This window comes from Pontibacter oryzae (genome assembly GCF_003576375.1).
Lineage (GTDB): Bacteria > Bacteroidota > Bacteroidia > Cytophagales > Hymenobacteraceae > Pontibacter > Pontibacter oryzae.
Map to the genome: position 1 here is coordinate 248,348 of NZ_QWGE01000003.1, position 18,919 is coordinate 267,266.

Annotated in this window: 23 protein-coding genes; 8 read left to right on the forward strand and 15 right to left on the reverse strand. The window is 50.0% G+C overall.

Translation table 11 applies throughout. The annotated features are described in order from the left end of the window. Positions 1–324 precede the first annotated feature (324 nt). The 5 genes from D1627_RS09835 to D1627_RS09855 all read right to left on the reverse strand — a co-directional run bounded on the left by D1627_RS09835 (position 325) and on the right by D1627_RS09855 (position 4,035). A complete protein-coding gene (locus D1627_RS09835; protein WP_119432078.1) occupies positions 325–933 on the reverse strand; it encodes a sterol desaturase family protein in 609 nt (202 codons plus the stop codon). Positions 934–1,031: 98 nt separating this feature from the next. Continuing rightward, complete coding sequence (locus D1627_RS09840) at positions 1,032–1,538, reverse strand: shikimate kinase (RefSeq protein WP_233555580.1); 507 nt, start codon at positions 1,536–1,538, stop codon at positions 1,032–1,034. 44 nt (positions 1,539–1,582) lie between these two features. Further along, positions 1,583–2,149 carry a hypothetical protein gene (locus D1627_RS09845; protein WP_119432079.1) on the reverse strand — a complete coding sequence of 189 codons (567 nt, stop codon included), beginning with the start codon at positions 2,147–2,149 and terminating at the stop codon, positions 1,583–1,585. 85 nt (positions 2,150–2,234) lie between these two features. Beyond that, positions 2,235–3,338 (reverse strand): BT_3928 family protein, encoded by a 1,104-nt coding sequence (locus D1627_RS09850; RefSeq protein ID WP_119432080.1) that lies wholly within the window; start codon positions 3,336–3,338, stop codon positions 2,235–2,237. A gap of 151 nt (positions 3,339–3,489) precedes the next feature. Beyond that, positions 3,490–4,035 (reverse strand): DUF1599 domain-containing protein, encoded by a 546-nt coding sequence (locus D1627_RS09855; RefSeq protein ID WP_119432522.1) that lies wholly within the window; start codon positions 4,033–4,035, stop codon positions 3,490–3,492. A gap of 35 nt (positions 4,036–4,070) precedes the next feature. Between D1627_RS09855 and folP the strand changes: the two genes are divergently transcribed. Further along, entirely contained in the window at positions 4,071–4,937 is an 867-nt protein-coding gene (gene folP, locus D1627_RS09860; protein ID WP_199688415.1) for a dihydropteroate synthase, read from the forward strand. Then, positions 4,934–5,776 carry a diadenylate cyclase CdaA gene (cdaA, locus tag D1627_RS09865; RefSeq protein ID WP_119432082.1) on the forward strand — a complete coding sequence of 281 codons (843 nt, stop codon included), beginning with the start codon at positions 4,934–4,936 and terminating at the stop codon, positions 5,774–5,776. The genes folP and cdaA overlap by 4 nt, the downstream gene beginning before the upstream one ends. A gap of 313 nt (positions 5,777–6,089) precedes the next feature. Here cdaA and D1627_RS09870 read toward each other — a convergent pair whose 3' ends face one another. The 4 genes from D1627_RS09870 to D1627_RS09885 all read right to left on the reverse strand — a co-directional run bounded on the left by D1627_RS09870 (position 6,090) and on the right by D1627_RS09885 (position 9,152). Further along, the gene (locus tag D1627_RS09870; RefSeq protein ID WP_119432083.1) at positions 6,090–6,296 is read right to left on the reverse strand and encodes a PLDc N-terminal domain-containing protein; all 207 of its coding nucleotides are present in this window, start codon (positions 6,294–6,296) and stop codon (positions 6,090–6,092) included. A gap of 3 nt (positions 6,297–6,299) precedes the next feature. Next, positions 6,300–6,587 carry a hypothetical protein gene (locus D1627_RS09875; protein WP_119432084.1) on the reverse strand — a complete coding sequence of 96 codons (288 nt, stop codon included), beginning with the start codon at positions 6,585–6,587 and terminating at the stop codon, positions 6,300–6,302. Positions 6,588–6,683: 96 nt separating this feature from the next. After that, on the reverse strand, positions 6,684–7,874 hold the full coding sequence (gene kbl, locus D1627_RS09880) for a glycine C-acetyltransferase (protein WP_119432085.1): 1,191 nt from the start codon (positions 7,872–7,874) through the stop codon (positions 6,684–6,686). A 51-nt stretch (positions 7,875–7,925) separates the two neighbouring features. Further along, a complete protein-coding gene (locus tag D1627_RS09885) occupies positions 7,926–9,152 on the reverse strand; it encodes a hypothetical protein (RefSeq protein ID WP_119432086.1) in 1,227 nt (408 codons plus the stop codon). Positions 9,153–9,538: 386 nt separating this feature from the next. On the opposite strand from D1627_RS09885, the gene D1627_RS09890 reads away from it, so the two are divergent. The 4 genes from D1627_RS09890 to D1627_RS09905 all read left to right on the forward strand — a co-directional run bounded on the left by D1627_RS09890 (position 9,539) and on the right by D1627_RS09905 (position 13,404). After that, complete coding sequence (locus D1627_RS09890) at positions 9,539–10,513, forward strand: NAD-dependent epimerase/dehydratase family protein (RefSeq protein ID WP_119432087.1); 975 nt, start codon at positions 9,539–9,541, stop codon at positions 10,511–10,513. A 58-nt stretch (positions 10,514–10,571) separates the two neighbouring features. Continuing rightward, positions 10,572–11,420 (forward strand): DUF3891 family protein, encoded by an 849-nt coding sequence (locus D1627_RS09895; protein ID WP_119432088.1) that lies wholly within the window; start codon positions 10,572–10,574, stop codon positions 11,418–11,420. Between the two features lie 119 nt (positions 11,421–11,539). Then, a complete protein-coding gene (locus D1627_RS09900) occupies positions 11,540–11,857 on the forward strand; it encodes a thioredoxin family protein (RefSeq protein ID WP_119432089.1) in 318 nt (105 codons plus the stop codon). A 92-nt stretch (positions 11,858–11,949) separates the two neighbouring features. After that, on the forward strand, positions 11,950–13,404 hold the full coding sequence (locus D1627_RS09905) for a DUF4403 family protein (protein WP_233555581.1): 1,455 nt from the start codon (positions 11,950–11,952) through the stop codon (positions 13,402–13,404). 148 nt (positions 13,405–13,552) lie between these two features. Here the strand turns inward: D1627_RS09905 and D1627_RS09910 are convergent, their stop codons facing one another. Further along, complete coding sequence (locus D1627_RS09910; protein ID WP_119432090.1) at positions 13,553–14,293, reverse strand: DUF6503 family protein; 741 nt, start codon at positions 14,291–14,293, stop codon at positions 13,553–13,555. A gap of 143 nt (positions 14,294–14,436) precedes the next feature. On the opposite strand from D1627_RS09910, the gene D1627_RS09915 reads away from it, so the two are divergent. After that, complete coding sequence (locus D1627_RS09915) at positions 14,437–15,399, forward strand: YihY/virulence factor BrkB family protein (protein WP_119432091.1); 963 nt, start codon at positions 14,437–14,439, stop codon at positions 15,397–15,399. A 336-nt stretch (positions 15,400–15,735) separates the two neighbouring features. On the opposite strand, the gene rlmN is transcribed toward D1627_RS09915, so the two are convergent. Together rlmN and D1627_RS09925 are read right to left on the reverse strand one after the other, a co-directional pair. Beyond that, positions 15,736–16,806 carry a 23S rRNA (adenine(2503)-C(2))-methyltransferase RlmN gene (rlmN, locus tag D1627_RS09920; RefSeq protein WP_119432092.1) on the reverse strand — a complete coding sequence of 357 codons (1,071 nt, stop codon included), beginning with the start codon at positions 16,804–16,806 and terminating at the stop codon, positions 15,736–15,738. Between the two features lie 9 nt (positions 16,807–16,815). After that, complete coding sequence (locus D1627_RS09925) at positions 16,816–17,256, reverse strand: thioesterase family protein (RefSeq protein WP_119432524.1); 441 nt, start codon at positions 17,254–17,256, stop codon at positions 16,816–16,818. Between the two features lie 120 nt (positions 17,257–17,376). Between D1627_RS09925 and mnmD the strand changes: the two genes are divergently transcribed. After that, positions 17,377–18,060 carry a tRNA (5-methylaminomethyl-2-thiouridine)(34)-methyltransferase MnmD gene (mnmD, locus tag D1627_RS09930; RefSeq protein ID WP_119432093.1) on the forward strand — a complete coding sequence of 228 codons (684 nt, stop codon included), beginning with the start codon at positions 17,377–17,379 and terminating at the stop codon, positions 18,058–18,060. A gap of 112 nt (positions 18,061–18,172) precedes the next feature. Here mnmD and D1627_RS18340 read toward each other — a convergent pair whose 3' ends face one another. The 3 genes from D1627_RS18340 to D1627_RS09940 all read right to left on the reverse strand — a co-directional run bounded on the left by D1627_RS18340 (position 18,173) and on the right by D1627_RS09940 (position 18,815). After that, positions 18,173–18,316, reverse strand: coding sequence for a hypothetical protein (locus D1627_RS18340; protein ID WP_158607168.1), 144 nt, complete (start codon positions 18,314–18,316; stop codon positions 18,173–18,175). 69 nt (positions 18,317–18,385) lie between these two features. Continuing rightward, entirely contained in the window at positions 18,386–18,520 is a 135-nt protein-coding gene (locus tag D1627_RS09935; RefSeq protein WP_158607169.1) for an RNA polymerase sigma factor, read from the reverse strand. Between the two features lie 100 nt (positions 18,521–18,620). Then, on the reverse strand, positions 18,621–18,815 hold the full coding sequence (locus tag D1627_RS09940; protein ID WP_119432095.1) for a sigma factor: 195 nt from the start codon (positions 18,813–18,815) through the stop codon (positions 18,621–18,623). Between the last annotated feature and the right edge of the window lie 104 nt (positions 18,816–18,919).

Sequence of the window (18,919 nt, forward strand, 5' to 3'; positions counted from 1 at the left end):
TATCCTATAATCTTATGATTTAATACCTTAAATATTCCATTTAATATATTCACAAGCATATACTTAACTATAGAGATATATGTTACAAAATATATCTAATGTTTTATATACACTTCAAATGTAAACCATAAAAATATATAAATCAATATATAGAAATTATAAATATCACAGAAAAATTAAACGCTTACTCTACAAAATATCACTATTTACGCTTGTTTTACAGCTATATAGCCAAAACCCCGGTTTAAGGGTTGTATGTTTTTGTACAAAACGCATAAAAAAAAGGGCTACTAGAGCCCTTAAAAAAATTAGTTTTTGTAAAATTTATCTGTTACGCTTAGGCATTGTACCTAAAATATAGTCCCAGAGGGGAGAAGATACGCCAAATGCTTTATCGTGATCCTTGTAGTGATGGATACTGTGGTTGATCCAGAGTTGCTTTAAAAAATTCTTGGGCGGTGGGTAGGCATGTACAATATAATGCACCAGCAGGTACATGGCATAACCAAACAGCACACCGGCCACTACACCAAACACAAACGTGCCGAAGATCACTTTAAATATAAAGAAGAAAGCCGAGGCGTAAAGTATACTTACAACCGGTGGCATGGCCAGGCGCTTCTTATCTTTAGGGAAATCGTGATGGTTGCCGTGGAAAAGGTACTGCAAACGCGCCTTTAGTGGTGTGTTGGTATCCATATGGAACACATAGCGGTGCGCCAGGTACTCTATCAGGGTAAAAATAAACCACCCCATGAAAAAGAACCCGATGGCCTCGAATATACTGATAAAGCTATGCGTAATTCCATAGTACACCAACCCGACAGCTATCGTCAGGAAAATTGAAATAGGTACAGCTATGTGCGTTCTGGTCATTTTCTCCAGAACAGGGTTTTTAAAGAGCTGTGCGCTTCCTTTATGATTAGGTTTCATAATTGATTTTGATGTATTATTTAACGCTGCAAAGCTACTTAAATTTTCAAATCAAGACGTAAAAGACGTGGCTTGTTCTACTATAACGGCAGCAGAGGTTATAGGTTAAGCACCCGCAAAAAGTCACTAACTTTTATGGCGGGGCCCTTTAGCGTATGCTTTGCGCGGGTATAGAACTGCTTGCGGTGAGCGAATGTTTCGGTAAGGTATGAAATTAATTCGTCGGCGGTTTTGCCTGCCAGCAGCGGGCGCTCTTGCTGTCCGCGCCTTAGCAGCCTACTGGCCAGTTGGTTGGCGGGCACATCCAGGAAAAATGTTTGCCCCTGGCGGTTCATAAAATCTATGTTATCGAAGAAGCAGGGCGCGCCTCCGCCGGTTGCCACAACAGCCTGCTGGTGCTGCGCCGCAATTTGCTGCAGGGCCTGCCGCTCCAGGCTCCGGAAATGTTCCTGACCCTGCACTGCAAATAACTCTGCTATACTTTGCCCCTGCTGCCGCACAATGTACTCATCTAGGTCCACGAAGGTATAGCCAAGGCGCTGCGCCAACTGCCGGCCCAGGGTGGTTTTCCCGCTGCCCATCATACCTATTAAGAAGATTCGCATTAGGAGTTGTAGCTATTGATTATTTAATATTAAAATTCGTTCGCTTAATCTCGGCATAATCCATCTTCTTCTGGGTCTGCAAAAGACTTTTGCCTTCTGTGCTCCGAAACTTCTCCTGATTTATCAACTCGCACTACAACTGTATAATACGGGTGCTCCCCACAGCCGAAAGCTTTATAGTCAAATAATTGCACCAAATAGTAACCATCTACTTCTTGCACTACTGTTGTTCTTGGCTTACTATTAAAGTACCTGTATCCATCTTTAAAATAGCTTTTATTAAAGACTGGATAATAGCCAGACATTACAATAGCATAGCTTAACGCTTCCTCTCTTGTCTCAACCGGTGCAAAAATCTCCTTAAACTGTGACCTACTGGAGATAAATTTAAATTCTACTGAATCTTCAATTACTATGTTTTTGCAACCACACATCATTCCTTTGTTTGCCCACTTTGAGTCATGGCAATACTCACTTTTATCGCATAGAGCAAAAGTATAAGCAAAACTATGAGTTGGTTTAAGGCCACCTAAATAATCAGGCGCTTTTCTAACATCAAAGTATCCATACTTGGTTTTAATCTCATCATATCTTGTTGAATCTATTTGCAAGGTCTGTATCTGACTAAAATCTTCTGTTATAGATTCATCTGTACATGACCAAAGAAATAATATCAGCAACAGGACACCCAACTTGTTACTCACCCTCCGCCAGCAGTTCCTGCACCTCTTCTATGTCTGGGGTGTCGTTGTGGTGCCACTTGCCTTTTACCGTGCCGTTCTGGAGTAGCACAAGCCCCGGGTTGGAACGAATAATGGTTTTAAGCACGGTGCCATCGCCAAAGTAAAACGGCACAGCCAGGTTTACCTCGTGGCGGAAAACCTCAAAATCCTGAGCGCTGCTGCTGGTTATCACCATTGGGGTAATACCAGCTTTCTCGGCTGCTTTAACTAGTGCGTTTATACTTTCGAAGTTCTTCTGCTCGGCCTTTGCCACGCTTTGCACTAGTATCAGCAGTTTGTTGCCACTTAGTACTTCCTGTGTAAAGTCGGCCTCATCGTTCCAAACGTTAAAGTCCGTGATCTTTGGCCCATCCTCGGGGTTAACAGCCAGCATCTCCTTAAAAGTATAAGTCGTGTCGGTTGGGTACTCTTCAAACTCTTCTTCCTGGCCATCCTTGGTCATCACATACTTGTAACGCAACGGCGCCGAAGGCTTCATCAGTTCTGGGATGTTGTTACCGACTTTGTAAGACCTGAAATCGATGTAAGGCAAGTGCTCATACGCATACCACCCTATAACCACTGATAGCGCCGCTGTGATAATTGTAATAATGGTGCCTGATGATGCACGCACAAAAGGTGGCAGGTAGCGCTGCGTAAACAGCAACACTAGAATCATCAGCAACAACACGATATCTTTTGTAAACGATTGCCAAGGCGTGAGTACAATGGCGTCGCCGAAGCACCCGCAATCCGTTACTTTGTTAAAGTATGCCGAGTAAAACGTCAGGAAGGTGAAAAACACGATAATCAGCAGCAGCAGCCATAGTATAAGCTTCAGCCGGAAACGCACCAGCAAAGCTACACCCAGCACAATCTCTGCGGCGCTCAGGAAAATGGATAGGAACAGTGAGTATGGCTCAAAGCTCTTGAAAAAAGGAGCGATGTCTGTGGAGAATACCTCAAAATACTCCTCTAGTTTAATGGCTGTGCCCACCGGGTCGTTTATCTTGATAAGGCCCGAAAAGATGAACAGCACGCCCACAAAGAGCCAGAAAAACTTTGTAATGAACTTCATCAGAAAAGTTAGAGAGTTAGAAAGTTAATAAGTTTGTGCGCCAAAGATTAGGAGTTCTACCTGTATCCTCCCCACCGCTGGTGCGAGCTTGCAGCTCGTACCTTCACCTGGTAACACCGCCTCCCCTGTTTTTCGGAGAAGCCTGGAAAAGTTACGCCGCGAAGCCGGATTTTATCAATGCAAACACGGCGTAATTGATCATATCGCGGTAATTGGCCTCCACACCTTCTGAGATCAGCGTCTGGCCCTCGTTATCCTCAATCTGCTTGGTACGATACAGCTTCATCAGGATAATATCGGTGATGGAGCTTACGCGCATGTCGCGCCAGGCCTCACCGTAATCGTGGTTTTTGGCGTTCAGCAGCTTAATGTTCTCCTCGATGTGGTGCGTATACTCGCGCTCCACCTCCTCCGCCGACAGGCTCTGCGGAGCATTCGCAGGCAGGTTCAGCTGCATTAGCGCAATAACGCAGTAGTTGATGATGCCAACAAACTCGCCGTTAATATCATCCTCCACCAGCTGTTTTCCTTTTTCCTGAATGGAGCGGATGCGCTGCGCCTTTATAAAGATCTGATCGGTGATGGAAGGCAGCCGCAGCACGCGCCAGGCAGTGCCGTAATCCTTGGTTTTCTTCACAAATGTATCTTTGCAGCGCTGTACTACCTGATTATATTCTTGCAGTGTTTGACTAATCAACTTTTTAGCTTTAATTTTAAAAATAATTGACCTACATGCCAACATTGGAAGCGAAAGATACGCTTTTTAAGAAAAAATACACACTAAACTGCCGTGGAAAGCTGCTCTCCCTGGAGGCGCCGCTGGTCATGGGCATCCTTAACCTTACCCCCGACTCTTTTTACCCGGGCAGCCGCCTGAGTTCTGCCGAAGAAGCCGTTGCCAAAGCCGGAAAAATGCTATCCGATGGAGCCGACATACTTGATATTGGCGGTTACAGCAGCCGGCCCGGCGCTGCAGACATTTCTGCGCAGGAGGAACAGGAACGCATACTCCCGGCAATACAAGCCATACTTCAAAAATACCCGGAAGCGATTTTATCGGTAGATACGTTTCGTGCTGACGTGGCCGAAGCCGCAGTAAACGCCGGTGCCGCCATCATCAACGACATCTCGGGGGGGCTTCTGGATGAGGCCATGTTTGAAACATTGGCGCGCCTGCAGGTGCCTTATATACTGATGCACATGCGCGGCACGCCCCAAACCATGAGCGGCCTGGCAAAGTATGAGGATGTAACGGTAGAGGTGCTGGACGAGCTGCGCGTGCAGGTAGCCAAGCTGCAACAACTGGGCGTAAAGGACATTATCCTGGACCCTGGCTTCGGGTTTGCCAAAACCGTGGAACATAATTTTGAATTGCTTCGCCATTTGGATGATTTGCGTATCTTAGACCTGCCATTACTAGTCGGCCTCTCCCGGAAATCCATGGTATACAAAACTCTGGGCATTGAGCAGGCCGATGCCCTAACGGGTACAATAGTGGTAAACACGCTGGCGTTGACAAAAGGTGCCGACATTTTGCGCGTACACGACGTAAAAGAAGCGAAGCAAACAATTATACTTTTAGAGAAAGCGAAACTTTGATTTTTTTATTCAGCATAGGTTTTTTGGAGATTGGGTGGATTGAGATAATTGACATCCTGCTCGTAACGGTGTTGCTGTACCAGTTGTACAAGCTCCTGACGGGCAGTGTGGCACTTAAGATTTTCCTGGGCCTGCTCTCTATTTACCTGCTTTACCTAGTGGTGCGCGCCGCCGGCATGGAACTGCTCACCATCATACTTGGCCAGTTTATGGGCGTTGGTGTGCTGGCCGCCATCATACTTTTCCAGCCCGAAATACGGCGTTTCCTGTTGCTGATCGGTAAAACCACCGCCTTTAACAACGACCGCTTTTTCAGGAGTTTCCCGTGGCGCCGCGAGCAGAGCGATAAACTTAGCCTAACGCCCTTTATCGAAGCCTCCAAATCCTTGGCAGGCAAAAATACCGGAGCCCTGATTGTGTTTGCCAAAAGCTCCGAGCTGAAATATTACGCCGAGTCCGGTGACCTGATCGATGCCGTGATCTCGAAGCGCCTGCTCATGTCTATCTTTAACAAGAACAGCCCGCTGCACGATGGTGCCGTTATAATTTCGGGCAGCCGCATTAAAGCCGCACGCTGCATACTTCCGGTATCCGAAAACCAGGAAATCCCGGCCTCTATGGGTTTGCGCCACCGCGCCGCCATCGGCCTGACCGAGATTACAGATAGCGTTGTATTGGTTGTATCAGAGGAAACGGGGCAGATTGCCTTGGTGCGCAACGGCGAAGTATACCGCAACCTCTCGTCGGCAGATCTGCGCGTAAAGCTAAACCAGTTCCTGTTCGATACCGACCAAAAGCCAGCCGCCGCTGTCTCAGAAAAATCAGTCAGCGCAGCATAATTTTATGCTTCCGAAAGGCAGCACTTCAGTGTTTGCTGCCTTGAACAAGGGCTACTTTAAAGCCACGCAGGTATAAAAGCACAGCAGGCTTTCGACTTGTTTTAGCCAGTAGCATACTATGGTTATATTTCTCAAGTTAAAAGCTTGCCATGATCAGCTATGAGATGTGACTTCGCGGCAGTAATGCTTAACATGCCCTTACAGCGGTCCGCTGCAGATTTTTTGAGAAAGAATGCCTGAAACGGTTCGCGTGAGATTAAGTGAAGAGTATACCTCAACCTCCCTAACGCTTGAACACCCTACATTCCAAACTCTAAAGTTTTCCTTGCCGCCTATACCACACCAGCCAGTAGGCCGCAATACCCAACACAGGCACCACCCACAGTATGGCCACCCAGATCAGGCGCGAGCCGATAGGGTAATCAGATTTGAAAATAAGGTGAATAAGGGCAATGGCCACCAGCAGGTAGTTTAGCGTGACCAGTAGGAAAATCTCGGGGTTCCGTGCAAATAGCTCCATGGGCTAGAATAGGGTTTCACTTACAAACCACATTAGGTAGAGCAGCGCCGGCGCGATTAGTAGCAGAATAGTGCCGATATGCACGCGTGTCCACTGTGGGTTCAGTAGCATGCTCAGGTATGCCTCCACCGACAGCAGCAGTGAGAAGTAGAATGCTATCTGCAGCAGTGTGTACATAATATCGGCCTCGCCGCGAATACCTGCCGTAGTATAGGCCAGAAACGATATTACCATCCACGACAGCACCGTGCCCAGTAACACCTGCCCCGGCTTTATTTTAATGTTATTCATACTTTCTGCGGCTTCTTTACCGGTACAAGTTATAAAAAAACAAAGCCACTCCCATAACAGGAGTGGCTTTTCTATACTTGAAGTATGGGTTTACACTTACTTGATCACACCCAGCTCCTTGCCAACTTCCACGAAAGCGGCGATACATTTATCGATGTGCTCTTTGTCGTGCACGGCGGATAGCTGCACACGGATGCGCGCCTGGCCTTTTGGCACTACCGGGTAGTAGAAACCGATTACGTAAATGCCCTTATCCAACATGCGGGCGGCAAACTCCTGCGCCAGCGGGGCATCGTAAAGCATAACCGGCACAATCGGGTGGTCGCCGGGCTTAATGTCGAAACCCGCCGCCGTGATCTGCTCACGGAAGTACTTGGTGTTCCACTCCAGTTTATCGCGCAGCTCAGTGGTAGAGCTCAGCAGGTCCAGCACTGCAATAGATGCACCCACAATAGACGGGGCCAGCGAGTTAGAGAACAAGTATGGCCGCGAACGCTGGCGCAGCATATCGATGATCTCTTTTCGGCCAGAGGTAAAGCCGCCCATCGCACCGCCAAGCGCCTTGCCCAGCGTGCCCGTAATGATGTCGATTTTACCCACTACGTTGTGGTACTCGTGCGTGCCGCGGCCTGTTTTGCCCATAAAACCGGAGCTGTGGCAATCATCCACCATAATCAGGGCTTTATACTTGTCAGCCAACTCCACGATCTTATCCAGCTGGGCCACGGTGCCATCCATCGAGAAAGCGCCATCTGTTACGATAATGCGGTGTTTTGCACTTTGGGCTTCCTGCAATTTGGCTTCCAGGTCGGCCATGTCGTTGTGGTTGTAGCGGAAGCGCTGCGCCTTGCATAAACGCACACCATCAATAATAGAGGCGTGGTTCAGGGCATCAGAGATAATCGCTGACTCAGCATCGAACAGCGGCTCGAACACGCCTCCGTTGGCATCAAAAGCGGCCGCGTAAAGTATGGTATCCTCGGTGCCCAGAAACTCGGAGATCTTGTGCTCCAGCTCTTTATGTATATCCTGGGTACCGCAGATAAAGCGCACCGAGCTCATGCCGTAGCCATGCGTATCAATGGCCTCCTTGGCCGCCTCAATTACACGCGGGTGCGCAGACAGGCCCAAGTAGTTGTTGGCACAAAAATTAAGCACATGGTGCATTTGCGTGGTATCGATGTCTGCGCCCTGCGGCGTGGTGATAATGCGCTCCTGCTTATACAATCCTGCCTCTTTAATCTCGGCAAGCTGTTGTTCTAGGTCTGGTTTTAAAGTCTCGTACATAGTTTCGTTTCTCGTTATACGTTGCTCGTTGTTTTCTCTTTTATAGTATGATCACAGGCCGGTCGCCTCGCCGGTATCGTCGGGCTTTGGCGGTGGCCTGCGTATGATGGGCCGTGGCCGCGCGGGCTTCGGCGTTGGGTTTTCTGCAGCTGTGTCGGTTTTCTCACGTGCCGCTTTATTTTCCGCTTGATCCATACTTGCTTCCCCTTCCCTTTCTTGGGCAGGCTTTTGCAGGGCCGCTGGCCGCTTTATGACCGGCCTTTGGCGCGGTAGCTTTGGTGTTTCCTCCGTTGGCGCGGCTATACTTTGAGCTTCCTCCGCAGGGTTGTCGTCTATAGGCTTAGGCGGTTCTGCTGCTGGTTTTTGCAGGGCTGTTGACCGTTTAATAACTGGGCGCGGGCGAATAGCAGGTTTAGCGGCAGACTCATTTTCAGGCTTTTGCTCCGGGGCTTTTTCCGGTTGCTGCAAGGCGGTAGGCCTTTTGATAACCGGCCTTGGGCGCGGCGCTTTTGGCTGCTCCTCGATAGTACTTGCATCCGGCGCAGTTGGCTCAGGCTTGGCTTCCGCATCGGGTGTTGGCTTTTGCAGCGCAGCCGGGCGCTTTATAACAGGGCGCGGCCTGGCTGGTTTGGCGTCAGTGGGCTCCTGGGCGGCTGGGTTTATACTTGGTTCAGCAGGTGCTGCGGCATCTTTTTCCTCTTCTGGTTTTTGCAGCGCGGCCGGGCGCTTAATCATCGGTCTTGGCCGTGCCGCAGGCTTAGTCGCCTCGCTATTTTCAGGAACGGAGGCAGTTTCATCCGCTTCGGTTTTCGGCTTAGCTATAACCGGCCGCTTCACCACTGGTCTAGGGCGCGGGGCTGGTGCCTCGGTGGTACTAGCTGCCTCAGCGGCTGGCTTCTCCAATGCTTCGCCCTCGGCAGGTTTTCGGATGGCTGCAGGGCGGCGCACCGCTGGCCTTGGCTTTGGAGCGCTTTCCGCAGGTGTGGCGGCAGGTGGTTGCTGCGTCGGTGCTGTCTCGGCAGGTGTTGGCTTAGCGGCTGCAACTGCCCTACGGGCTGCCGGCCGTGGCGCCGCCGCTGGCGCTGCTTTAGGGACATCCTCCTCCGCCAAGTGGTACCGCAGGCGCACATCGTTCAGCACCATCTTTAGCTGCACCTGAAAGCTGTTGGGGTGCATTTGTGCATACATCTCCTGCCATGCCACAAAACGCATGGGTTCTGCAGCCGCAAAAGCCGCCTTATTTATCCGCTTCTTTATAAGATACTCTTCAAACGTCATGCAATACAGCCTTACTATGATGCGGTTTACGGTTACAGCCTGCTACAGGCTACTAAACTCATGTCTTGTATCAACTTCTTAGTACAAAGATAAGAAAATCCGCGGGCTGCACTTGGTTCATGTTACGCCTGTTTTAACTGTATTATCTAATCATCAAATCTGCCTCAAACGCTTTCCTGCGCCACATGGCTCGCCTACCTTTATTGCCAAGGTGAATACAGGTTAAAGTTAGATTAGTTGCATGAGAGCGCTTGCTCCTGGCAGGCGCTCTCTTATTATAAACGTTCCTGCTGTTTACGCACTAGGTCCTGCATGCTTTCTTCGGAAGTATATTTTTTGGATTGCACCGAATTCGGTTACTTTGTACAAAGATTTTGATTTAGCTTATGGCAAACACAAGTGACACGGTATTGGTGATTGGTGCCTGCGGGCAACTGGGCTCAGAACTAACAATGGAACTGCGCCGCATGTATGGGGAGGCAAATGTAGTGGCAGCAGATATCGCACCGCCAAAACAAGCTGACTTGCGCGATTCGGGCCCATTTGAGAAAGTGGATGTGCTGGATACAAACGTGCTGGCCAGCATAGCCGGCAAGTACAAATTTAAGCAAATATATCACTTGGCAGCAGTGCTCTCGGCAACCGGCGAAAAGAATCCGAAGTTTGCCTGGAAACTGAACATGGATGGCCTGTTTAACGTCTTGGACCTGGCTCTGGAGCATAAGGTAGGCAGTGTCTACTGGCCTAGCTCTATTGCCTGCTTTGGCCCAAGCACGCCACGCCAGAACACACCGCAGCAAACCATCATGGACCCAAACACTGTGTACGGCATCAGCAAGCAGGCTGGTGAGCGCTGGTGTGAGTATTACTTCCAGAAGTATGGCTTGGATGTGCGCAGCCTGCGCTACCCTGGCCTAATCGGCTACAAAGCACTGCCTGGCGGCGGCACCACTGATTATGCCGTGGATATTTACCACAAAGCCCTGGATGGCGAGGCGTTTGAGTGCTTCCTGAGCGAGGATACGTACCTGCCGATGATGTACATGCCCGATGCCCTGAAAGCAACTATTGACCTGATGCATGCCCCGGCAGAGCAGGTAAAAGTGCGCGACTCTTATAACCTGAGCGCCATGAGCTTCTCGCCACAGGAAATAGCGGCCTCCATTAAAAAGCACATTCCGGATTTCGAGATCATCTATAAACCAGACTCGCGCCAGCAGATTGCCGACTCCTGGCCACAAAGTATAGACGACAGCGCTGCCCAACAGGATTGGGGCTGGAACCCAAGCTATACCCTGGATGCCATGACCGAGGACATGCTGCTAAACCTTAAAAGGATGAAACAGGAGCAAACAGCTTAAATCTGGCTGCATAGTATAAAGTATAAGCAAGAGAGGCGATGCGAAAGTATCGCCTCTCTTGCTTTACAGGCAGCCTCTAGTTGGCAAACTGGCGCAACGTATAAATTGCTTTCCAAACCTGCACGCGCGTTACAAGTATAATCTCCTGGTCACTCCTATTACCCTCAAAATCCTGAGCATGATTGTAAACGCAACACCCCAAGGCTGGGAAGTAATTTACCAGCAGGCACACGGTATGCTGGCTGCCCAGTTAGCATATTATCTTAAGCCCGAACTGCAATGCGCCCATTGGGTAGAAACGCTGGTAGCCATTGCCAACCACGACAACCGCCAGCGCACCTGGCACGGGCAAGATGGCCTAACGCCAGCTGGCGCGCCCGCCGACTTTACACTACAGCCTAACACCCTGGAGCAAGCCCATGCCCTGATGGATGCCGTACGCTTCCAGGGCCGCTGGGTAACGCTGCTCACCTCCATGCACATGATTTACCTGTACGAAAGCCGCCGCGGCGAGAACCAAACCACCGATACCTTCCTGGATGCGCAACTAGAGCTGCAGGAGAGCTGCAGGAAAACGCTTAAGCTCACTAAAAAGCAGCCCCAGCAAGCCTACGCCATCCTGCAGTGGTGCGACCGCCTCTCGCTTATACTTTGCCGCAACGAGCTACCCGCCGATGAGCGCACGCTAGAGATTACCACCGGCCCAGATGGCAAATCATACTTTGTGAAGCAGCTGCCCAGCCAAACGGTAAGTATAAACCCGTGGCCTTTCGCAGAAACCCACCTGGAGGTAAGCCTGGAATACCGCGAGCTCTACCAGCTCCAGTTTAAGAATGATGCGGAGTTGGCCACAGCCATGCATCAGGCTGAGGTAAAGTATAAAAGCTGGGTGCTGGAGAAAGAATAAGTTCAGTGCAACATGTAGCTTTGCTCAAACAGAAGGCATGTTCAAAAACTCATCTTTTTTTAACCAATAGCGGCCAGCCTTCGTCTATACTTCTTAGCAAATTAGCGCCACACATACCCATGACTATTACAGAAGCCACAGACAACGACCTGAGAAAGCTGATTTTTGAGAGAGATAAGGTAATCGTAAAGTTTGTAGACGAATCCTGCCCTATTTGCAAAACCCTGGAGCCTGCCTTTGCCCGGCTTGCCGCCGACCCGGCTTATACCGACATCATGTTTGTGCGCATGCACGCTAAAGAAAACCCTGTATCGAGCAAGGAGGTAAAGCTAACCGGCACACCATTTTTCGCCACGTACCGTAACGGCACTCTGCGCGACTGCGGCATTATCTCGACGGAGGAAGGAGTGAAAGAGATCCTGGTTCGCCTGAAATAAATATCCCTGACTATTTCGGAACGCCCCAGCGCCTATAGCTGTTTTCAGAAACCTGTGCTAACTTGCGCAGCTTTTTTAAAATCAGCTAAAACGTGTATAAAAACCACCTTCTCAAGAGCTTAGTGCTCCTATTACTCATAGCCTCCGGCTTTGCCATGCCTGGCTGCTCCAGCACCGATAAACTGAACACAGCCGCCCCGGACGCTACGGCGCTTGGCGCACCGGCCTATAAACCGCAGCTCTCCTCCATCTCAGTGCCAGTTTCAATTTCTATCGCGGCCATGGAGGACAAGCTAAACCAGGAGCTTTCGGGGGTGCTGTACAAGGATACCAACCTGAACGACGACAACGTGGCCGTAACCGTGACCAAGAAGGGTCGCATGAGCATCCGGGCCGATAAGGATAAGATATACTTCTCGGTGCCGCTGCATATCTACGCCAAAGGCCGATGGAAATGGGACCCTTGCAAACTGTGCCCCGCCATCGATAAAACTGAAGACACAAGCTTCGATATGGTGATTAACACTGAAAGCAGAATTGGCCTGACGGAGGATTACCGCATTAACACCATAACCAGCGGCGATTTTGAGTGGGGCAACACAAAACCGGTGCTGGAGCTTGGCCCCCTTAAGATCGGGCTTGCCCGTTTTGTGGAACCTGCCCTGCGCAACCAGATGAGCACGCTCTCCAAGCAACTGGACAAAGAGCTGCAAAGCCGCCTCGACATGAAAAAGTATGTAACCGAGGCCTGGGTGATGCTGCAGGAGCCTGTAAAGCTGGACGATGCTATGAACGCCTGGCTAAGCGTGGTGCCCAAAGAAGTACGCATGGCGCCGCTGCAAGCCAAGAACGGCACCCTGAACACCCGCCTCGGCATTACCTCATACATTGCCGTTACCACCGATGGCAAACCAAAAACGCAGGTCAACAGAAACCTGCCTAAACTTATTGTGGATAGCCGCCTGAGCGATGAGATACAGATTGGCCTTACGGCAAATATCCCGTACGCGCACGCCAGTAAACTATTGCAGGAGCAGGTAGCCAAACAGACCTACAAGTTCGACGGAGGCAAAAGCCAGCTCACTGTAAACGATGCGTCCATCAGCCCAAGCGGCAACCAACTGATTATGATGCTAGACGTGAACGGCAAAACCAAAGCCGGCTTGTTTACCAAGAAGATCGTAGGCAAAGTATACCTGCGCGGCACGCCATACTACGATGCCGAAACCGCCTCCATTAAGGTGCGCGACGTAGACTACGACCTCGACACGAAAGATAAACTGCTAAGTACCGCCAGCTGGCTCGCCAAGAACAAGTTTAAGGATATGATTCAGCAGCAGGTAAACATCCCCGTGAGAACCGAGCTAGAGAACGCCCGGAAAATGCTGCAAGCCAGCCTGGACCAGCAGGGCCGTGTGCATGAGTCGGTGCTGCTGCGCGGAAGTATAAAAGAGATCACCCCAGATAACATTTACCTAACCGCAGACGGCATTAAAGCTGTAGTTAACGCCAAAGGCACGCTAACCGCAACCGTGGATAAGTTTTAATTTTTTAGACGTTAGATTTTAGACGCTAGACCTTAGACAAATGAAAAAGCAATTGAGGCTGCCATTACGGGAGCCTCAATCGCTTTTTCATTAATCGTTACACAAAATCTAATGTCTAACGTCTTATGTCTAAAACCTAACCTCTAACCTAGAGCTTATCCATCGGCGTTGGGCTGTTGAAAACGGAATCTGAAATAGCGGTTGGCGCGGCAATATGCGTGAGTTTGAAGTCGCTTTGCGGGTTGCTGCGGTCGCTGGCTAGCTTTATACTTCCGTAGTCTTTGTAATCGCTCCAGCGGCGGGTAAACGATGGCTCCTTGTCCTCGAAATTCCTGAAAAAGGCCCACTGCGTTACCAAACCCGAGTTTCTATCTACCCACACGTGGTATTTATTCTGTGGCGTCAGGCCCACTTCCTCAAAGGTCATTTGCAGCACATCGGCTTTGGCGCCATCCATGGTTTGCTGCTCTGCTACATACTTTAGCGTAACGCCCGGGTCTTGTAGCTTAAAGGGCATTACCAGCCAGTAAGAGTTGTTTATGAACAGGGCGTAAGCGCGGTCCAGCATCTTCTGCTTCTCCTCGGGGTTTTGCAACTCCCGGCCTGCCACGTATACTTTGCCCTGCTTGGTTTGGGTATCGATGATGGCTATTGTGCTGTCTTTCTCCCACCGGAAACGGTTTTGGTGCTTATCCCAGACCTGGTATTGGTTGTTAAAGGTCCAGGCAAGGTAGCGGGTATCGTCCCAACCTTTTTGTCCGCCCATTTTCTTCATCACCTTTGCGGCAATTGCTTTGGCTTTAGCATCTGATTGAGCAGCAGCGTTTATGATGGGTAAAGCCACAAGGCAAAGTATAAAAAGAGGCTTCAGAAAATTTTTCGATAACATATGAGTATAGTTTATTAAAGTGCCTTAAGTTACGGATTTATACTTTAGAAGCTATCGGCCTTAGGCTTACTTCAGCTTGTTTTTAACCCAACACAAAGTGCTGCCGTATCCATCTAGGTATACCAAACACTGCAAAACCGCCTATGGCAAATAATTATACTCCGAAAGAGATTTTTGGGCTGCTCAAGACCTCTGGCATCGAGTTCCTGGACAATAAATCGCTGCGGTTGGCGGCTGCCCTAGCTTTTAACGCCATTTTCTCCATCCCGCCTATCCTGATCATACTTATAAAAGTGGCAAGTCTGTTTTTGGGCGAGGAGGCTGTGTCCGGGGAGCTTGCCAGCACTATCTCCAAAGCTATCGGGCCTAATGCAGCCGAAGCCATACAAGGCGTTATTAAAAATGCGTCGATGGCCGAATCGTCGGGGTGGGCGTTGTGGGTTGGTATTGGCACTACTATTTTTGCGGCCACCACGTTTTTCTCCACCCTGCAAGAGTCGCTTAACAGCGTCTGGAACCTAAAGGTAAAACCAACCAACGGCATCCTTCAAATGGCCAAAGTACGCATGTTCTCGTTTGGTATAATCCTGAGCATTGCGCTGCTCATGCTGATTTCATTCGTGATAAGCACAGGCATCTCGGTGCTTAGCGATTTCCTGTCGGACCAGCTGCCGGGCATTGGCGTTTGGGTGATAAAGCTGATAGATTTTGTGGTATCGGTAGGGCTGGTAACGCTCTTGTTCGGGCTGATCTTTAAATACCTACCGGATGCGCACATCCGCTGGCAAGACACTCTGATCGGAGCGCTGATCACGGCCTTGCTTTTTGCGCTGGGCAAGTTCCTGATAAGCTTATACATCGGCACTTCCGACCCAGGTTCTGCCTATGGTGCGGCGGGCTCCATTATCGTGCTGCTCGTCTGGATCTACTATTCCTCCATGATCGTGTTTTACGGTGCTGAGTTTACGCAGCAGTATGCCACCAAGTATGGCCAGCGCATCCACCCGAAATCCCATGCCGTGTTCGTGGAAGAGCGCGAGGTACACAAAGACCCCCAAGACAAGAAAAGCGGAAGGCCGCCTTCTGAAGGCAGGTTTGAAGGGTAGGCTTTTGCGTAGCACGTAATACGTATCAGGTAGCACGATGCATGCCTCAGGTTTAGCGAGAGCGCAACCTATGGCTAAGTTCGGCCCAGTTTGTAATTGGCAAAAATATACTTGCGCCAGTTGCAAACTGGCAAGTTTCCTAACCACCAGTTACAAACTGGCGGTATGAAAAGAGGTGTGCTGCGGCCAAAACACATCCGCCCGGTATACATCACATAAAAAGCAAGAGCGGCACCTGCGTATTATTCGCAGGTGCCGCTCTTTTATACTTTTACTCAGGTTAGTTAATCCCTATGTGCATCGTGCTACTTGATACGTGCTACGTGCTACGCTAAGCTAGGCTGTCTTCTCTTTCACGGCCAGTTGCCCGCAGGCGGCGTCGATGTCCTTGCCACGGCTGCGGCGCACATTCACCTGCAGGCCACGGTCGGCGAGGTAGTAAATGAACTTCTGCAGGCGGTCATCGTCGGTGTTCTGGAAGTCGGCGTTCTCGATCGGGTTATACTCGATGATGTTGATCTTGCACGGGATGATCTTAGAGAAACGCAGCAGGTCTTCGGCATCAGCGGCGGTATCGTTAAAGTTATCGAACACGATGTACTCATACGTTACCTTACGGCCAGTTACCTCGTGGTAATGCTTCAGGGCATCGGTCAGGGCCTCCAACGAGTTTGTCTCGTTTATCGGCATGATCTGGTTCCGCTTTTCATCATTGGCGGCATGCAGTGAAAGGGCCAGGTTAGCCTTTACGCCATCATCGGCCATCTTCTTTATCATTTTGGCGATACCTGCGGTACTTACTGTAATGCGGCGCGCCGCCATGCCCAGGCCATCATGTGCCGTAATGCGCTCAATGCTCTTCATCACGTTGGCATAGTTCAGCATCGGCTCGCCCATACCCATATATACAATGTTGGTAAGCGGCTGGCCGTACTGTTTCATACTTTGCTCGTTTATGCGCACCACCTGGTCGTAGATCTCGGCGGCATCGAGGTTGCGCACGCGGTCCATGTAGCCGGTGGCGCAGAACTTGCAAGTTAGTGAGCACCCTACCTGGCTGCTCACGCAGGCGGTTTTGCGCTCGTCATGCGGAATCAACACGCCTTCTACTATGTGGGCATCGTGCAGTTTGAAGGCAGATTTTATAGTGCCGTCGTTGCTCAGCTGCTGGGTGGCCACCTGCACGGCATTTACCGTAAAGTGCTGGTCTAGCTTCTCGCGCAGGGCAAGGCTTACGTTGTTCATCTCCGCAAACGACTGTGCCGAATGCTTCCAGAGCCACTCATACACTTGTTTGGCACGGAAAGGCTTCTCCCCGTTCTCCACCAGCCACGCCTTCAGATCGTCCAGCGACAGCTTCCGGATGTCCTTCTTATTCAGGATATTTATATCTGCAATCAAACTCATACGGCAAAATTACAAAAATACTCCTGCATTAGTTTCAATCTTTGCTTTTACTTCGGCGGGCAGGCTCATTAGTTTGCGTTGCTCGTAGTTAAAGCACAGCATGCCTGTTTTGGCGCGCGCCACTTCTTTACCGTTTTGGTTGGTGATGTGGTAGGTAATGTCGAAACCATACTTGTTCAGGTCATCAAAGGCGAGGTTTATGTGCAGCACATCGCCGTAAAAGCCCTCGCCCTTATACGCTATCGCCACATCGGCCATAATCATACCTGCCCCGCCTATACTTAGCTCGCTCCAGCCAAAGTGGTTCAGCAGCTGCATGCGCGCCTCGTGCATGATCGAGAGCAGGGCATCGTTGCCGAGGTGGTTTCCGTAGTTCAGGTCGGTTACGCGCACCGGAATGGTGGCTTTAAAGTGGCTATGGTCGGGGATGCGGACGGTTACTCTTGCCATGTGTTTTTGCTTAGCGGCAGCCAATGCCGGTGTTATACTTTTATTTTCTTAAATTCTGACGTTTATATATTGCAGCCTCTGCACTGCTTTGCGTACATTTGTAAAGTAACACAATAAAACATGCACCTCGAAATACGACAGACCAAAGACGGCTCTAACACCCTGTATGTGCCCGAACTAAACGAGCATTACCACTCGGTGCACGGTGCCATGCAGGAGTCGCAGCATGTTTTTATCCGGCATGGGCTGGAGCATGTTCTGGAACAGAAGAAAGACCTGAAGGTGCTAGAGGTTGGTTTCGGCACTGGCCTGAATGCCATACTTTCCTTCCCGGCGGCGCTTACTAAAAAAGCTTTTATACAGTACGATACGCTGGAAAAATACCCGCTGCCCGAGGAAACGGTGCGCCAGCTTAATTACGAGAACATCATCCTGAACCCCGAGCTGCACGATTATTTCTACCAGCTGCACGCCGCCCCCTGGAACGAGCCAGCAGAAATTATCCCGTACTTCACGCTGCAGAAAATGCATGAGTCGCTGGAGGAGTTTGTGGCGCCCAACTCATACTACGATGTGGTATACTTTGATGCCTTTGCCCCCGAAAAGCAGCCCGAGCTCTGGAGCGATGCCATGTTCAAGAAACTTTTCAACGCCATCCGGCCCGGCGGCATACTTGTTACTTATTGCGCCAAAGGTTCTTTTAAGCGCAGCCTGAAAGCGGCCGGTTTTATGGTGGAGGCATTGCCGGGCCCTCCGGGCAAGCGCGAAATGACCCGTGGCGTGCGCCCTGTGGTGGAGCGCTAGGTTGGCTTTATACTTCCTGCCGGCTTAGGTCTGCAATCATTTCGTCAATCTTCCGGAGCCTTTGTTCATACATTACCTGCACGCTCAGGCGGTAGGTACCTATACTTATGCCTTAAAACACAAGGCCACCGGCAAGCCACAACAAAGCCTGTACTTTTATGCTTGCGCTGTAAAACGCCTGCACCGGCAACCCCATTACTTCCAGCATAAACACGAACATTGGCAAGCCAAGCAGCAAGGCACCCGCGCCAGCCACCAGCGTGTAGTTAGTGCTTTATCATACTGTTGGCCATACTTCTAAAGTCGGCGGTGGTACACCAATACGCTATCCTTTCACGACAACGAGGTTAACTTTTATGCCCAGCACATCGGCAATTTCTTTGTAGCTTTTATCCTCCAGGTATAGGATGATGATTGCCCGGTCTATTTCTTTGAGCTTTTTGATGGCATTATAAAGCACATCCAACTGGGCTGCCTCCGCAGTGCCCGGCGCTCGGTTATAGGCTCGGTTTTATGTACCTCAACTTCCTGGGGTGCTTTTTTAGCCTTCTTAAACAGCGTTAGGCAAACGTTGAGAGCCAACCGGTAAACCCGGCCGCCTTCTCCTCAAAAAAGCTGTGCGAGCGCCACAGTTGCACGCATACTTCCTGAAAATAGTCTTCATAATCTTGTTCGGTATCGGTGTACGCCCGGCATATTTTATTAATGATGCCTATGTTTTCCAGAATAAAATTGCCATAGAAATCTACTGTCATGCGGCTAAAGGTCTTTGACCAGTTAGTAGGCGCAAATCAGATTTTATTACAGACAAATCATGTTTTTTTCTGTGCAGCAAACCCAAGATAGCCAATGCTTGAGC

Bases quoted from the DNA above. Each gene is read 5' to 3' on its own strand.
- D1627_RS09835 (WP_119432078.1), bottom strand. From the start codon at position 933: ATGAAACCTAATCATAAAGGAAGCGCACAGCTCTTTAAAAACCCTGTT.
- D1627_RS09840 (WP_233555580.1), bottom strand. From the start codon at position 1,538: ATGCGAATCTTCTTAATAGGTATGATGGGCAGCGGGAAAACCACCCTG.
- D1627_RS09850 (WP_119432080.1), bottom strand. From the start codon at position 3,338: ATGAAGTTCATTACAAAGTTTTTCTGGCTCTTTGTGGGCGTGCTGTTC.
- folP (WP_199688415.1), top strand. From the start codon at position 4,071: ATGCCAACATTGGAAGCGAAAGATACGCTTTTTAAGAAAAAATACACA.
- D1627_RS09870 (WP_119432083.1), bottom strand. From the start codon at position 6,296: ATGGAGCTATTTGCACGGAACCCCGAGATTTTCCTACTGGTCACGCTA.
- D1627_RS09875 (WP_119432084.1), bottom strand. From the start codon at position 6,587: ATGAATAACATTAAAATAAAGCCGGGGCAGGTGTTACTGGGCACGGTG.
- kbl (WP_119432085.1), bottom strand. From the start codon at position 7,874: ATGTACGAGACTTTAAAACCAGACCTAGAACAACAGCTTGCCGAGATT.
- D1627_RS09885 (WP_119432086.1), bottom strand. From the start codon at position 9,152: ATGACGTTTGAAGAGTATCTTATAAAGAAGCGGATAAATAAGGCGGCT.
- D1627_RS09890 (WP_119432087.1), top strand. From the start codon at position 9,539: ATGGCAAACACAAGTGACACGGTATTGGTGATTGGTGCCTGCGGGCAA.
- D1627_RS09900 (WP_119432089.1), top strand. From the start codon at position 11,540: ATGACTATTACAGAAGCCACAGACAACGACCTGAGAAAGCTGATTTTT.
- D1627_RS09910 (WP_119432090.1), bottom strand. From the start codon at position 14,293: ATGTTATCGAAAAATTTTCTGAAGCCTCTTTTTATACTTTGCCTTGTG.
- D1627_RS09915 (WP_119432091.1), top strand. From the start codon at position 14,437: ATGGCAAATAATTATACTCCGAAAGAGATTTTTGGGCTGCTCAAGACC.
- rlmN (WP_119432092.1), bottom strand. From the start codon at position 16,806: ATGAGTTTGATTGCAGATATAAATATCCTGAATAAGAAGGACATCCGG.
- D1627_RS09925 (WP_119432524.1), bottom strand. From the start codon at position 17,256: ATGGCAAGAGTAACCGTCCGCATCCCCGACCATAGCCACTTTAAAGCC.
- mnmD (WP_119432093.1), top strand. From the start codon at position 17,377: ATGCACCTCGAAATACGACAGACCAAAGACGGCTCTAACACCCTGTAT.
- D1627_RS09940 (WP_119432095.1), bottom strand. From the start codon at position 18,815: ATGACAGTAGATTTCTATGGCAATTTTATTCTGGAAAACATAGGCATC.